We start from the raw sequence: 15491 nt of genomic DNA, 5'->3' as shown, positions 1-15491 counted from the left end.
ATGCTGGCGGCTTGTTTTTTTAGCAAAACATTCAGGCTAAATCGCCAATCGCCAATCGCCAATCGCCAATCGCCTCTTAGCTTTGCCCCTGCCAGATCAACTCACATTGCTGGCTACCATCTTGGGCAATCGGTTTTTCAACCAACCAACGCAGTGGCGAAACTACTGGGCTGGTGGTGAAGCGTACCGAAGTTTCCAAAATTGCCGATAGCGGTACCGAGAAGTCAAAGTCCTCGAACTTGCCATAGACTTCAACTGGCGTTTGCAAGCTGAAGATCTGGGCACGTTTTGATTGTGGTCTCAGGTATAGGGCAAAGTCGCGGTTGGCATAGCTGGCATCGAACTGACCGTTGACTTGGATGCGCGAAGTATCAAGCAGCAAGTCACGTTGGCTCATCGTTCCTTGGTGGATATCCAAACCGGCAGCGACACAGTTGAGCACAGACGGATCATTGTTGGTGAAGTTAGGAATGATCGCGTCGGTCAGGCTCACGGCCCAGAGGTCGATAAGGTCTGATTCAAACTCCTGCGGCCAGGCAGCAAAACCGATGAAGCCATTGGCATTGTTCATCAGGGTATCTGGTGAATTGGCCAAACTGGTCAGGTTGAACTGAGTGGAAATATTGCCGTGCATTCCGCTTTCCGGCGCCAAGCGACGGGCCAAAATCCCGTAATCGAAGTTTTTGACGTTACCCGTGAGCTGGATATCGAACATATCGTCCTTGGCCTTGATTTCACTGGCAAGCTCGATATTGCCGCCCGGCAGTTGGACTGTCATCGGCTTGAGGGTGAATACTCCGTTTTCCAGCGCCCAATGCAATTGGCCTGCACCTAACCAGTCTTTGCCTGAACGAACTTCATCGACATCCAACGAGAAGGTGGCGTTAAGCATGTTTAGACCTTCAGTACTGATCAGGGCAGTATTTAGCGTGTCGTCAGCTGGCTGTTCGTCGCTAGCTTCCTGTTCGGTGCTTTCTTTCTCCCAAGCTTGCCAGTCACCAACTTTGAAGTCATCAATCTGGATAAACGGCGCACGGAATGCTAGTTCAAGGCGCGGGAGTTGGTCTGCCTTGAGTGGCGGCAACCATGCGCCCTTACCGTTAAGTTGGCTGTCATTGACCTGTACCTTCATATCATTGAGGTGGTAGCCCTTGGTATCCATCGCCAGGCTTGCTGTCAATGTCATGGGCCCGTAAGGCGGCAAATCAATATCGCTGAAGGCCTCCAACCGGTCGAGGTTCGGGGTAAATGCCTCAAAGGTGAGGTTGAGCGCTTGCGGGTCAATCGGCAGTGTCAGGTTGGAACTGGCATCGAAACGCATGTCGCCCAGATTGGCTGCCAATGTGACCGGTAGCGTTGAACGGCCGTCATTGGCTTCCTTAAGAGATAGCGATGACAGTTTGAACGAGGCTGCTTTGCCAGCAGCCATGCCATTGATTGTTAGGCGGGTTGATGTATCCGGCCCTGTCACAAACTGGCCTTGATCTAGTTTAACGGCGAGCGCTTTGCCGGTGTAGCTATCGGCAATATTGGCCTGACCGCCTATCAGTGCTGCATCGACTTCCGTGTGTTCCATAAGCTCCAAGATAGTTCGACCCGACAGGGAGACAGCAAGCTTGGCACGATCGAGCTGCATATCAAAGTCATCGGTCACATCGAATCGACTCAGGATGGCGCCGATATCCGGCTGATCCACTGCAAGGTTAAGGTTGGCCTCGATATTGGCGGCATTCACCCCCAAACTCAAATCACCCTGATAGGTGCTGCCGGCAAAACTTGCACTGATCGGTGCTTTGCTCATTTGGCCATCACGGACTTTACCGCTGAAAGACAGCTTGTCTAGTTGCTGGTCTGCCCATTTCAGTTTGTCTGCCCGGAAGTTAAGGTCTGCATCGGCAATGACCAACTCGCTTCCCAATAGCGGCATATCGAGGTTTACCCCTTGGGTTGGTACCGTTTGTTCAACCTGCGGTAGCTCTTCATCGTTGATGAACTGGCCGAACTGGGTGAAATCCAGCTGCGAGAACTGCGCATCCATCACAAGGAAGGGGCGTAGCTGGTCAGGTTGCCAGCGCAGGGTGACATCACCGTAACTTTCCAAGAGGGCCAGATCCGGCATGGCAAGATCTATCCAGCCATTTTGGTAGCTGAGTTTACCGTCAATATTGATGGTGCCGGAAATGTTTGTCTGGGTACCTAACCACGGGTTAAGCAAGCTAGCATCTTCACTATTGACCTTGAGATCAAACCAACTGCCTTCTTCCCAGCGGGTATGCTTCAGTAAACCTTTGGCTTCGACCGATATTGCCGGGGAGTCGAATGTTAGCGTTGTCGGCCAGTCACGGCCCATCATGATATCTTGTAGGGTTCCGGCTTCGGCTTTGACATGGGCCGGAATGCCCATTAGTTGGCCTTGGATATCCGACTGGAACGGACGGGTGATACCTGCGTTGAGCCTGGCTTGGTCAATACTGAAACTGGCTTCGCTTCCCCATTCAACCAATGCCTTGTCGATAGCAAGGGACAGTTCGGCACGCTCCAGCCATTCGCTTAGTTTGGTGCCGTTGGTGGTAACAGCAAGTTCGGCACGGTCAAGGTGGCCACGGGAGTAGGGCATACCGGTCAGCCAGCGGGCCATTTCTCCCAAGGGTGATTGTTCGGCACCCAAGCGGATATCCAGGTTAGAAACCCAACCCGTGGCATCAAGGGAGGCTTGGCCACGGAAAGGGACTTCGGCAATGTCGGCGGTCATAGGTGCAGATAGCACTCCTGCCTTGCCATTGACCGACAAGGAGAGGTTTTCAACCGGGGTGCCAAGGCCTTTTATTTCGTCAATCGAGAGATCGACACGGGTTGTTGTTTTTTCCAACCATTGTTCAAGCGCGCGCTGCAGCGGAGACTGTTGGGGGGCAGCGGAAAAGGCGCGCATCATAGGTTGCGGCTCTGGCTGCAACCAAGGACGTAGGTCTATCAATGGGATGTTCAGTTCACCATCGATAACGTTGTGATCGCCAAGTTCGATATCAAGGTAGCCAGCGCCGTGGGTGATCGGACTGTCGATAATTAGATCACTGACCTTGATGTTGTTGGCCGCCGCACTAACGTGGGTGGAAATCGTCAATGGTGCTACGTGTTTAACATCCAGACCGAAAAGCGCTTCAATGGGGCCGGTATCCTGCCATTGCAGGTTGATATCGGCGTTGACGGTATCTGCGGCATCGGCCTCGATATTCAGCTCAGCACCGGCGAAAGAGCCCTTGGCTTTGACCTTGCCGGTTTGCTGGTTGAACAGTTGCTCAAGGTCGCCCGTTAGCTGGATATCATAAGGCTGGCCGATTATTGCCCCTTTAGCCAAAAACTCCCATTGTTCATCGGGTTGGCTGAGGTTCAGGGAGTCCAGATACCAGTCGAAATATTGCCCTTGGCTTTGATCTTCGAAAACAACAGAGAGGTTGCTGGCACTGATTTGGTCAGTGAGTGCTAACTGTAACGATGAACCCTCGCCAGCAGATGAGCTGTCTGCTGCCGAGTCATCATTTGAGTTGGCAGTGTTATCTTGAGGGCCGAGTAACCAGTTCGCCTGACCATCATGGGCTTTGGCAAGGTGTAGGTTGATATTTTCTAGCTCAAGATAATCAACAGCCAAAGTACCTTTTAACAGCGGTAGCACGGCGACCTTTGCATTAATCTTGCCTGAGGTCAGCATTGGCTGCCAGTTGAAGGCTTCAATGTTGTCAATGTGTACCCCTTCAAGGTGCACTTCGGGGCGGAATGACAGCACCAACCCCATCTCCCCATCAATACGGGTTTCGCGGTCCATGTTGGTGGTTAGCCACTGGTTGATATCGTCTCGGTATGGGGTGAGGTCAACCTTAACGCCGACGGCAAGTGCAGCGGTAATAATGGCAGTAGGCGTTAGCAGGCCAAGGCCTACCCACTTGGTGATTTTCTTCAGGGGTGACTTGACCGTTTTTGTCGCTGTGGCAGCAACCTTGTTTCCGGCTGATGCATTGCTGTTTGATGCGTCTGGCGACGTGGGCTGCTCGTTCGCAGTATGTTTGTTATTTTCTGGGCGCATAATGATTGCAAGAAGGCGAAAGACAAAAGGAAAAAGCACAGCAAAATCAGCTGCGCGCCATTTTGGATATTGTTTTATTAGCAGTGGCAACCATACCATGAAAAGGGTATTTAGGGCATCAAAGGCAACGGAATTTACACACCACTGACGGTTATTTCAGTCTGTTAATCTGTGAAACTATTATTTAAATCAATGTTTCTGATGACTCCTAACGGTTTGAGTCATAGGGGATAGGGACGTAAAATCTCTGTACGATTGGAGTAGTGTATGACAGAACAACGTACAGAAATATTCAGCGCCGAGCGGCTAGGTTCTGGCTTTGAAGCCGATCAGGCCTCGCATTTGACAGTGAACCTTCAGCCCGGGCAACATTTGGCAATCAGTGGTCCTTCTGGTTGCGGAAAATCAAGCTTGTTGCAGGTCATTGCAGGTTTACGCCCTGCATCTGTTGGATCTATTCGCTGGCAACAAACCTCGATTAAAGAGCAAAACCTAACTTGGTGGCGTCAGCAGCTATGCTATTTACCCCAACAAGCTGTCATGGGCGGAGAAACGATATTGAAGGCGCTATTGCTGCCCTGGTATCTAAAGGCCAGTTCGCTTCCTGTCCCTTCAGATCAGAAATGTCAGCAGGTTTTGGCCACACTGGGAATCACTCATTCTCTCGAGCAACTAACTCACAAACTCTCAGGCGGGGAGAGGCAACGCTTAGGGATTGCCCGTGCGCTGTTGATGGAGCGTTCTCTGTGGTTGATGGACGAACCAACTTCGGCATTAGATCCTGCCAGCAGGGATAACGTCATGTCACTGCTCACCAAGCAGTCCTTCACCGTGATATCTGTTTCTCACGACCCTGTATGGGTTAACTCGGCACAGCTGCAGCACATGATGGGAGGGAGTAATGAGTGATACTCTGGTGATCAGCAATTGGGCACTGGCAGGGTTTTATCTACTCTTTCTTATTCCCCTAGGTTTGTTCCACCGTTGGGAGTTTGGCCTCGGCAAGACCTTGGTGTCGGCTGTGCTGAGGATGACAGTACAGTTGTCGATAGTAGGCATTTACTTACAAACGCTATTTGCTTTTCAGAACCCATGGCTTAACACCTTGTGGTTGTCGGTGATGGTCATAGTCGCCGGGTTTAGTATCTGCCGTCGGGCAGGCGTACCGCCTAAATCTGTTTTACCAGCAGTGTTGAGTGGTCATATGGTTGCGCTGTTGGTGGTGTTGCCCTTGTTATTGGCGGGAGTGATCCAGGCTGAGCCGTGGTGGCAGGCGCAATATCTGATCCCGGTCGCGGGTATGTTGTTGGGAAATTGCCTCGCAGCGAATGTATTGGCATTGGAGCGTTGGTATAGCAGCTTGAAAGACAAGCAGGACGAATATCAGTTTTATCTGGCGATGGGGGCCCCTAAGCCAGAGCAGCCATTTATTCGCGCGGCAGTCAAAGCCGCCTTGGCACCACAATTGGCGTCAATGACGACATTGGGAATAGTCAGCTTGCCGGGAATGATGACGGGTCAAATTCTCGGTGGCACAGAGCCTTTGTTGGCGGTGAAATACCAGTTGGTGATTATGGTGGCGATTTTTATCTCAGCCACGTTGTCGGTGACGACGACCCTGACCGTTGCCAGCCGCTCGGCATTCAACAGCTATGGCCAGCTGAAGTATTGATAGTGCTAGAGGAAAAGCGCAGATAAAAAAACAGCCGGCAATGCCGGCTGTTTTTTCGAGATTTCACAATTATTCTGCGATTTCTGCGTTGTGGTAAACGTTCTGCACGTCATCACAATCGTTTAGCGCATCAAGGAATTTCTCGAATTTCGCAACGTCTTCACCAGCAACTTCAGTCATGGTTTGAGGTACGAAAGAAATTTCTTCAACGTCTAGTGTTACTTCTGGCATAGTCGCAGCCAGTGCGTTTTTCACCTTGAAGAACTCAGTGTGAGGGGCAAATACAGTGATCACGCCGTCTTCGCACTCGATGTCAGATACATCAGCATCTTCCATCATTAGGTTCTCAAGTACTACTTCCTCATCGTCACCTTTGAACTGGAATACAGCTTGGTGCTCGAACATGTGGGCAGTAGTACCAGGAGAGCCGATTTTCGCACCGTTCTTAACGAACGCCTGACGAACATCCATGAATGTACGGTTGTTGTTGTCTGTTAGACAGTCAACGATCACCATGGTGTTACCTGGACCGAAACCTTCATAGCGTGCAGTTGCGAAATCTTCACCGCCGCCACCTTTCGCCTTGTCGATCGCTTTCTCGATAACATGGCTTGGAACCTGATCTTTTTTCGCTTTTTCAATTAGGCGTTTCAGGGAAAGGTTGCTATCAGGATCAATACCACCGTTTTTCGCACTTACGTAAATTTCTTTACCGTACTTTGAATAAACTTTGATTTTTGCGCCCTGTGTTTTTGCCATAGAGGCTTTACGGACTTCGAAACTGCGTCCCATAGGAATCACTCTCTTTTAGATATTTGGGATTTCTGTTGGAGGCGGATTTTATCAGGAACCAAGGCGGTCTGGCTAGGGGGTATAGATTGAAAGGCCGCTTGAAAGGCGGCTTGATTGGTGGGGTAGATCAAGTTCTGTTTTGAAATTTGAACCAATCTTCTCTCTCTCGCTAGATTATTAGCGGTGAAAACGGTACAAAGCAGGCATAAAAGAGAAATATAAAGAGACGTAATACCCATGAAAATTGTTGCTGTCACCGCTTGTCCTACAGGGATTGCCCATACTTACATGGCTGCATCTGAACTGACCAAAGCTGCCCAGCAGTTGGGAGTACAAATGATGGTCGAGACTCAAGGTGCGATGGGAATCGAAAACCAGTTGAGTTTTCAGGATATCGGCCGGGCCGATGTGGTCCTGATTGCTTCGGATATCGAAATCGAACACCGGGCCCGATTTACCGGCAGCAAGATCCACTGTGTGACAATCGAAGAGGTGTTGACCGATCCAGTTGGGGTGATCAACCGCTGCAAAGAACTGTAATCCCCCCAACCCTGCGAGATAATGAAAGACTCAAACAACTTATGATTGAACGCCGTATCACCTTTACCCTCGATGCTGAGGGGCTACCTGCCTGGAAGCTCAACCGGTTAAAAACGCTGGCGGGCTTTTTCCGCTCGGTAGTGGTGATACACAATATTTCCCAGCTTAAAATGGCCAATGCCGAGCAGGCGATGCGGATGATGAGCCTAGGTTCTATGCCGGGCGACTTGTGCCAGTTGATGATTGAAGGTTCAGATGCCGAACTGGCCTGTATGGTGCTGACTGACTTTGTCTCAGAGCATTGCCACTTGATTTGTACCGGCCATCGCCACATTAGCCAGCGTGAGGGAACCGGTTGTATAACCCTACCGTTTGATTACGAGCTGAGTTTTTTGCCCCCGCTTTCCCAGTTATCGGTCAGTACCTTTGAAAAATCAGACGTGTTAACCGAGATTTGCCGCCAGTGTGCGCCTAATCAACCGACCAAAGCCAACCGCTTATTCGAGCAAATGCAGGCGAGGGAAGCTGTATCTTCAACGGCGATGGGCAATGGTGTCGCTCTGCCGCATATACTTACCCCTGATGTCGACATACCTACCTTGGTGATTGCGCCGTTGGAGCGGCCGCTGGATTGGGGATCAAAACGAGGCCCGGTGACCTGTGTGGTCGGATTGGCGCTTCCTGCTCCTCCACAACGTAAGCATTTACTGGCTTTCTCGTCATTCTCCAAGCGATTGCTAGAGACTGATTTTTGTCAGCTGCTCACAGAAGATGAACGCCCAGAGGTACTGCGAGCTGTCGTCCTCGACAGTTTGTCGCTGCCTTTCCGGTAAACTGGCGCTTTAGTGCCCTTTGCACTAGGTGCCACTCTAATCCCTGCCCCGGTAATCTGACGGAGTCATCCCCGTTTTATTCTTGAATACTCGGTAGAAGTAGTTCACGTCCTGAAAACCACAACGGGTCGCTACTTCGTTTAAACGGAAGGTGTATTTTTTCAACATGAACTTTGCCCGTTCAATCCTCACCCAGGTAATGTAATCAGCCATACGCATATGCCCCTGTTGGCGAAACAGCCGCGATAGGTGGTTGGGTGTGATATTGAATCGCTTGGCGATGGAGTCGCGGGTGATAGGACGGTGGAAGTTCTCCTGGATATAGATACAAATCCCTTGGTAGAGATCTTCACTGCGTTTTTTATTGGTGCTGCTCGGGGTCGCAAGCATTTGCTGGCAATAGCTCATCAAGGCCTGCAGTAGATGTTCATCCATCGGTTTTTGTAGAGGCTCTTTGGCTAGTGCATTTAATGCCGCGAGTATGTGGTCTATGGCGAAACCCGTTCGGGTCTGGATACTGTGCTTTTGCACATCGTAGAAACTCGCTTGCCCTTTTGATTTACTGACCAAGCTAAATCCAAGCTGGCGCTTGCCAAAGAGCAGGCTCAGCACCGAGCAGTCGGTATCCCAATTGGGTTTGTTCCAGCTATTGGGTGGAATATACAGCGCATCGCCGGCCATGATCTTCACTTCAGTAATACCATGATCCGGATCTTCCAACTCGTTGAGATACTCGCCGCTGATCACCATTTCCAACCGGGGGAAGTTAACCTGATAGCTAAATGGTGGCGGGGTGACATGATCGCCGGCGAACCAAATTCGGTTGAAATGCTCCCGTTCGGCAAGCAGGGTCTCGAGTAACTGGTGGAAGACTTGGCTCATAGTACAAATTGGCCTTGGCAGAAGTGATTGCGTAATGGCTATTATCTTTTGAGCTTGCCTCTATTGTCCTTGTACTTGGTCAGATATCGTGAAGCGGATCACTAAAATCCACAGTGCAAGGTTGAAAAATCGTGTTACTTAAATCTAGTTATTATTCATTTTTGATTTTATATATGCAGGATTTATAGTTATTATTTTACCTTTATGTCATTGATTGTTAATGGATAAATGCTATTTTAAGCTGTCTTTAATTAGGGTTGTCAGTATGAGAGTCCGATCACACAACAATACTAGTGTTACAAATATCCAGTAAATGCCCCTCTGGTACACTATAAGAGGTGTGCTAAAAAGCCGAAAATATCCCCAACGGCAAACAGTATGCCGATATAAATAATCAAAGGGGGAACACTCATGATCACCAATCTGATTAATGAGCAGTTGATTTGCCTGAACCTTAAGGCAACGACGAAAGAAGAGGTGTTTGTTGAAATGATCGATATCCTGCACGCGCAGGGTCGAGTCAGCGACAAGCAGCAGTTTTTGGCCGACATCCATGCCCGCGAAGAGCTGGGCAATACCGGTTTTGAAGAGGGCGTTGCCCTGCCTCATGCAAAGAGTGCCGCAGTGTGCGAACCGGCTGTCGCTATTGGTATTAGCCGTAGTGGTATTGAATACGGTGCCGAAGACGGTCTACCTTCAAAGCTGTTCTTCATGATTGCCTCTCCGGACGGTGGTGCCAACCATCACATTGAAGTGTTGGCTGAACTGTCTTCCAAGTTGATTGAGGACGGCTTTATTGATGCCTTCCTTGCAGCAAAATCTGAAAAAGATGCCCTTGCCTTACTGCTGGAAAAAACAGAAACCGCAGAGGCACCAGCAGCTGAAAATGGTTTCCTTATTGGCGTAACCGGTTGTCCTGCTGGCGTTGCGCATACTTACCTTGCAGCAGAAGCGCTAGAGAAAGGCGCGAAAGCAATGGGTTACGAAATCAAAGTTGAAACCAACGGTTCTATCGGGGTGAAAAATAGCCCAACAGCCGAAGATATCGAGCGTGCCGAAGCAATTATTGTCAGCTGTGACAAGCAGGTGGACATGACCCGCTTTGCTGGCAAGCGTTTGATTAAAACTGGTGTTAAGGCCCCAATCAAAGATGCCCAAGGTTTGATTGGCCAAGCTTTGGCTGCGCCTCAATACCAAGCGTCTGGCGATGATGCGCCAGCCGAGAAAGAAAGCAAAGTGACCCAGGCCCGTTCGGATCTTTACCGCTACCTGATGAACGGTGTATCACACATGATCCCGTTTGTTGTTACCGGTGGTTTGTTGATTGCCCTTGCACTGGCAATTGGTGGTCAGCCTACAGAAGCAGGTATGGCTATTCCTGATGGCAGTATGTGGAACAAGGTACTGGATGTTGGTGTCGTTGCATTCACATTGATGATCCCTATTCTGGCCGGTTATATCGCCTACGCGATTGCTGACCGTCCTGCGCTTGCCCCGGGTTTGATCGGTGGTTGGATTGCCAACAACGGCTCATTCTACGGTGCAGAGGCGGGTACCGGTTTCATCGGTGCTATCGTTGCCGGCCTGTTGGTGGGTTACTTCGTTAAATTTATCGTTACTCGTAATTACCACAAGTTTATTCAGCCGCTTGTGCCTATTATGATTGCGCCAATTACTGGTAGTTTGTTTATCTCGAGCTTGTTCATCTTCGTTATCGGTGCACCGATTGCGAGCCTGATGGATGGTTTGAATGCGCTACTTACCAGCATGAGTACCGGTAACGTTGTATTGCTCGGTATCGTTTTGGGTGGCATGGCCGGCTTCGATATGGGTGGCCCATTCAACAAGGTTGCCTTCCTGTTCTCGGTCGGCATGATTGCCAGCGGCCAAACTCAATTTATGGGTGCGATGGCGTGTGCTATCCCTGTCGCTCCACTGGGTATGGCACTAGCAACAGTGATTGGTCGTAAATTCAATATTTTCGAAGAGTCTGAAATTGAAGCCGGTAAAGCATCTGGCGCAATGGGCTTGGTGGGTATCTCTGAAGGTGCGATCCCATTCGCAGCACAGGATCCAATGTCTGTCATTCCTGCCAACGTGCTAGGTTCAATGGTTGCAGCAGTTATGGCCTTCTCGTTCGGTATCACAAACAGTGTTGCTCACGGTGGCCCAGTTGTGGCGCTACTTGGCGCAATGAACAAACCTATTCTAGCACTAGCATGTATGGCTGCAGGTGCGGTTGTTACAGCACTCGTTGCAGTATCACTGAAAAAGATGCGTCAGGGCAAAACACAGCAAACCGCTGTTGCTTAATTCCCCCTGCTAGCAATAGCGATATACGGTAAAGCCTGAGTTACCGTGTCCTTGAAGCTCCCTTGTCTGAGGGAGCTTTTTGGCATAAGGCCCATGAGGTGACTTGTTCTGTATGCCTGATGTTGGTTTGCATGATTAACCATGAAGAATTGACGAAAAGTAATGAAAAGCCTCTCTTTGCTTGTGTATTTTGGTAGTATGCGCTGCTGGAATGAACAGAGCGCGCAAGCTAGTCGAATTTCATCAGAGTCCCAGCCTTTTGCTACGGGCTTTAATGAAATCTGCATTAGAAATAAGGAAAGCTATGTCTACTTCCCCTCGTTTTTATCGTATGCATAACGTGATTCAAGATTATGCATGGGGCAGCACAACCTCGATTGGTCAGTTGTTTGGTATTGAAAACCCGGAAAGTAAGCCTCAGGCTGAAATCTGGATGGGCGCACACCAAAATGGTTGTTCGCAGATTGACATTGATGGTAAGCCAACTCTGCTGTCTGACTTTATTGATGCGGATAAAGCGACTTTAGTAGGAGCGCAAACTGCCGAGACATTTGGTGAGCTACCTTATCTTTTCAAGGTGCTAGCGGCTGAGAAAGCCTTGTCTATCCAGGTTCACCCAAGCAAAGCCCAGGCGGAAGCCGGTTTTGCCAAAGAAGAAGAACTGGGTATTCCGCGTACGGCCGGTAACCGCAACTATAAAGATCCAAACCATAAGCCTGAGCTGGTTTATGCCCTGACGCCTTACCAGGCCATGAACGGTTTCCGTGAGTTTGCAGATATTGTGGCTAATTTCCGTAAACTGGAAATTGCTGAGATCAACGCTTTGGTTGATGCACTTGAAGTAAATCAGAATGAAGCGGGCCTAGAGACGTTCTTTGAAGCGATGCTGTCACTGGACGGCGAAGCAAAAGATACTTCTGTTGCCAAGCTACTGGCTTATGCTGAAGTAAATAAAAGCCAAGAGCTGTTTGCACTGATTCTGGACTTGGCAGAGCAATACCCTGGTGATATCGGCTTGTTTGCTCCACTGATGCTAAACACGCTGACCTTGCAGCCTGGTGAAGCTATGTTCCTGTATGCCTGTACCCCGCATGCCTACATTAAGGGAACGGGCCTTGAGATCATGGCGAACTCTGACAATGTACTGCGTGCCGGCCTGACACCTAAGTATATGGACGTGCCTGAGTTGGTTGCTTGTACTACCTGCCAGCCAATTCCTTTCGATTCGCTATTGATGGCACCGAAAGTTGAAAATGGTGCAGAGCATTACCCGATCCCAGTGCCAGACTTCAAGTTCAGCGTTTACCAGCAAGTGGAAAATCAAGCGCTGACAACTGACAGTGCTGAAATCCTATTTGCTGTTGATGCGCCATTGACGCTGAGTCATGAAGAGGGTGAAACGGTGACTATCAATAAGGGTGAGTCTGTCTTTATCCCGGCAAATGCTGGTACTTACCAGGCCTCATCAACAGGTAAATTTGCTCGCGCCTACAACTAATTGTTGCGTGTTTGAGCGAGGTGCGGCTTTGTTGCTCGTTCGGTTTGTGTGGGCGTGAAAAGCCCTTTACAACAACCGAATCAGCCCGTATTATACGCCGCACTTAAGGAGAGATGGCTGAGTGGTTGAAAGCACCGGTCTTGAAAACCGGCATACGTTAATAGCGTATCTAGGGTTCAAATCCCTATCTCTCCGCCACATTCTAAAATAGCCCTGTCGAAAGACGGGGCTTTTTTGCATTTGGCCCCTAGGGTTCAAATCCGCCATACCCAAAGCGCTCCGCCACATAGATTCCACGATAGGCATTACCTATTGAAACGATGAGTAAAATCAAAGTGAACTCTATCGTCAAAATGGCATAATGATTCCATCAACAAGGAGCAATGTTGAAAAAGCTCCGGTTGCAACAGCAGCTTTTTAATTTTAGGGAATTTAGTATGTTTGAATCTAAAGAAGGCCAAGCGGTACCTCAGGTCACTTTCCACACTCGCCAGGGCGACCAGTGGGTAGACGTTACAACCAATGAGCTATTTGCTAATAAAACCGTTATCGTCTTTTCGCTACCGGGTGCATTTACCCCAACGTGTTCTTCAAGCCACCTTCCTCGCTATAACGAGTTGGCGCCAGTATTTGCTGAGCATGGTGTTGATGACATCCTGTGTGTTTCAGTAAACGACACGTTTGTGATGAACGCTTGGAAACAAGACCAAGAAGCTGAAAACATCACTTTCATTCCAGACGGCAACGGTGAGTTCTCTAAAGGTATGGGCATGCTGGTAGCTAAGAACGACCTTGGCTTCGGTGACCGCTCATGGCGTTACAGCATGCTGGTTAAGAATGGCGTTGTCGTAAAAATGTTTATCGAAAACGACGAGCCGGGCGACCCGTTCAAGGTTTCTGATGCAGACACCATGTTGGCCTACGTTGCGCCAGAGCACAAAGTACAAGAGTCAATTACAGTATTTTCCAAGCCGGGTTGCCCATTCTGTGTCAAAGCGAAGCAGAGCCTGATCGATGCTGGCCTGAACTACGAAGAAGTGGTTCTTGGCAAAGATGCAACTACGGTTAGCCTACGTGCAATTACCGGTCGCAGCACGGTACCTCAGGTATTCATCGGTGGCCAGCACATCGGTGGCAGCGAAGAGCTAGAAGTTTTCCTAGCCAAGTAATGCTTTAATAATTGCTTAAAGAAAAGCCAAGTAGGGTGAACCTTACTTGGCTTTTTTGTTTTCGGTGCAAATGAAGCCGTTAGCGGCGCTGACGGCGTCCGCGAGATGAGCGCTCTTTGTGGGCAGAGGCTGCCTTTGCCTGTGACTTCAAAATTGACTCTACGGTTAGTTCCATCGGCTCTTTCGGCTTTAGGCCATGAGGGAAGGTACGGGCACGTGGCGGCAAGTCGTATTCTTCTGCTGAAGCACGTGGCATGCGCTTGAAGCGGTAGAGGTAGAAGTTCTCAAGCTTCTCACGCGCCCAGTTCGTCTTCTTTAGGTATTTTACACTGCTCGCAATGGATGGGTTGGTGTGAAAGCAGTTGATACGCATGGCGGTATCAAGGATTTCCCATCCGTAATAGTCCACCAATTCTTGTAGCAAGGTTTCTAACTTAAGACCGTGTAATGGGTTGTTTTGTTGTAATTCAATTCTTTCTTCATCTGTCATCATAACAAGTTCCTAAGTATTCAACTCAACCTAGACAGGTTGGACAAGGTGGCTTGAGGGAGCGGGATTCTAACAGAGTAAACCAATCTTCCCTATATTTATCGACTTATAGGTAGCTAAATGAGACGCTATCTTTTGAAATGAAGCATACACACGCCAACTAATAGTTGGAAGTTGTGTATCTAGAATGACAAGGAGGGTTGATTGAAGACTACTATTCGGTTGGCGACAGAGGCTGATGCCGAGGGGATAAACCAAGTTTCAAGCTATCTAGGCTACTCTGAACTGTCAGATGACCAGGCTAAGGATAAGCTTTTTCAAATGTGCACGTCTACATCCGATGAAGTCTATGTCTGTGAGATGAGCGGCAACATTGCCGGGTGGCTGCATTTGTTTTATGCCCGACGATTAGCATCGGATGATTTCTATGAAATTGGTGGGCTTGTCGTTAACCCTGAGTTTCGCGGCAAAGGTATTGGTCGTGCTTTAGTTGCGCATGTTGTAGAAACACACAAGGGAAAGATCAGGGTTCGCTGTAATGAGAAAAGGCTAGAGTCCCATCAATTCTATGAGGCTGTCGGGTTTGTAAGGAATAAAGCCCAATGTGTATTTGAAGCCGGTTAGTAGCATGCATTGAAAGTGTTCAGGGAAAAATGAAGAAAAGGTTCAGGATGAGCGAAAAAGTACAAAATGCACTGGTGTGGGTTAAGGACATTTTTGATTCGCAGAAGGTGCAGTACCAGATAGTTGGCGGTTTAGCCGCGACGATTCATGGTGGGAGCCGCGAGGTGGCGGATATAGATCTGTATATTCGAAAAGCCGATGCCAACAAAATTCTACCGCAAGTGAAAAGCTATATATCGAAGCCCTTAACCCATTATGTTGAAGGTTCATGGGATTTGGAATATTTTCAATTGATATATAAAGGGCAGAAAATTGAAATCGGTTTGTCACCCGGAACCCGAATCAGGGCAACAGGGAAGGGGAACTGGGTTGAACTCAAAACGGATTTCTCCCAGTCTGTTGTTGGCACTTATCAAGGTGTTGAAGTGCCTACAATCCCAGTTGCCGAGTTGATTAGTTACAAGCGGGTGTTGGGCAGGGAGGTCGATCTGATTGATATCGAAGAACTGGCGGGTAGGTTAACCTCAAAAAACACTTAAACCATAGCTATTCGCTGCTGGTTGGTTATTGCAGAACGGACGCGTCAAGGGAAAGGAGTGA

Annotated in this window: 13 protein-coding genes and 1 tRNA gene; 10 read left to right on the top strand and 4 right to left on the bottom strand. The window is 49.1% G+C overall.

The window, feature by feature from the left end; all coding sequences use genetic code 11:
* Window positions 1-76: 76 nt before the first annotated feature.
* Complete coding sequence (locus C9J01_RS06670) at window positions 77-4078, bottom strand: AsmA family protein (RefSeq protein ID WP_107297448.1); 4002 nt, start codon at window positions 4076-4078, stop codon at window positions 77-79.
* Between the two features lie 267 nt (window positions 4079-4345).
* Here C9J01_RS06670 and C9J01_RS06665 point away from each other — a divergent pair, with 267 nt between their 5' ends.
* Together C9J01_RS06665 and C9J01_RS06660 are read left to right on the top strand one after the other, a co-directional pair.
* Window positions 4346-4987 carry an ABC transporter ATP-binding protein gene (locus tag C9J01_RS06665; RefSeq protein WP_107297292.1) on the top strand — a complete coding sequence of 214 codons (642 nt, stop codon included), beginning with the start codon at window positions 4346-4348 and terminating at the stop codon, window positions 4985-4987.
* Entirely contained in the window at window positions 4980-5750 is a 771-nt protein-coding gene (locus C9J01_RS06660; protein ID WP_107297291.1) for an ABC transporter permease, read from the top strand. The genes C9J01_RS06665 and C9J01_RS06660 overlap by 8 nt, the downstream gene beginning before the upstream one ends.
* 69 nt (window positions 5751-5819) lie before the next feature.
* Here C9J01_RS06660 and C9J01_RS06655 read toward each other — a convergent pair whose 3' ends face one another.
* Window positions 5820-6542, bottom strand: a complete 723-nt coding sequence (locus tag C9J01_RS06655; protein ID WP_107297290.1) for a YebC/PmpR family DNA-binding transcriptional regulator — start codon at window positions 6540-6542, stop codon at window positions 5820-5822.
* 237 nt (window positions 6543-6779) lie between these two features.
* On the opposite strand from C9J01_RS06655, the gene C9J01_RS06645 reads away from it, so the two are divergent.
* Window positions 6780-7082, top strand: coding sequence for a PTS fructose transporter subunit IIB (locus tag C9J01_RS06645; RefSeq protein ID WP_107297288.1), 303 nt, complete (start codon window positions 6780-6782; stop codon window positions 7080-7082).
* A gap of 41 nt (window positions 7083-7123) precedes the next feature.
* Window positions 7124-7915 (top strand): PTS sugar transporter subunit IIA, encoded by a 792-nt coding sequence (locus C9J01_RS06640; RefSeq protein ID WP_107297287.1) that lies wholly within the window; start codon window positions 7124-7126, stop codon window positions 7913-7915.
* A gap of 36 nt (window positions 7916-7951) precedes the next feature.
* Here the strand turns inward: C9J01_RS06640 and C9J01_RS06635 are convergent, their stop codons facing one another.
* A complete protein-coding gene (locus tag C9J01_RS06635) occupies window positions 7952-8797 on the bottom strand; it encodes an AraC family transcriptional regulator (protein ID WP_107297286.1) in 846 nt (281 codons plus the stop codon).
* 411 nt (window positions 8798-9208) lie between these two features.
* Here C9J01_RS06635 and C9J01_RS06630 point away from each other — a divergent pair, with 411 nt between their 5' ends.
* The 4 genes from C9J01_RS06630 (at window position 9209) to C9J01_RS06610 (ending at window position 13777) form a co-directional block, all read left to right on the top strand.
* On the top strand, window positions 9209-11110 hold the full coding sequence (locus tag C9J01_RS06630; RefSeq protein WP_107297285.1) for a PTS fructose transporter subunit IIABC: 1902 nt from the start codon (window positions 9209-9211) through the stop codon (window positions 11108-11110).
* A gap of 304 nt (window positions 11111-11414) precedes the next feature.
* The gene (gene manA / locus C9J01_RS06620; RefSeq protein WP_170114878.1) at window positions 11415-12608 is read left to right on the top strand and encodes a mannose-6-phosphate isomerase, class I; all 1194 of its coding nucleotides are present in this window, start codon (window positions 11415-11417) and stop codon (window positions 12606-12608) included.
* Between the two features lie 107 nt (window positions 12609-12715).
* Window positions 12716-12806: transfer RNA gene (locus C9J01_RS06615), tRNA-Ser, on the top strand.
* Between the two features lie 239 nt (window positions 12807-13045).
* Window positions 13046-13777, top strand: a complete 732-nt coding sequence (locus C9J01_RS06610) for a glutathione peroxidase (RefSeq protein ID WP_107297447.1) — start codon at window positions 13046-13048, stop codon at window positions 13775-13777.
* A 79-nt stretch (window positions 13778-13856) separates the two neighbouring features.
* Here C9J01_RS06610 and C9J01_RS06605 read toward each other — a convergent pair whose 3' ends face one another.
* Entirely contained in the window at window positions 13857-14270 is a 414-nt protein-coding gene (locus C9J01_RS06605) for a VF530 family protein (protein WP_107297282.1), read from the bottom strand.
* A gap of 201 nt (window positions 14271-14471) precedes the next feature.
* On the opposite strand from C9J01_RS06605, the gene C9J01_RS06600 reads away from it, so the two are divergent.
* On the top strand, window positions 14472-14891 hold the full coding sequence (locus C9J01_RS06600) for a GNAT family N-acetyltransferase (protein WP_107297281.1): 420 nt from the start codon (window positions 14472-14474) through the stop codon (window positions 14889-14891).
* A 47-nt stretch (window positions 14892-14938) separates the two neighbouring features.
* Window positions 14939-15430 (top strand): nucleotidyltransferase domain-containing protein, encoded by a 492-nt coding sequence (locus C9J01_RS06595; protein ID WP_107297446.1) that lies wholly within the window; start codon window positions 14939-14941, stop codon window positions 15428-15430.
* Window positions 15431-15491: the final 61 nt, after the last annotated feature.

Origin of the sequence: Photobacterium rosenbergii, from assembly GCF_003026455.1 — a bacterium.
Classification (GTDB): Bacteria; Pseudomonadota; Gammaproteobacteria; order Enterobacterales; family Vibrionaceae; genus Photobacterium; species Photobacterium rosenbergii.
The sequence above is the reverse complement of the archived record's forward strand: the minus strand, read 5'-3'. Positions and strand labels throughout refer to the sequence as shown.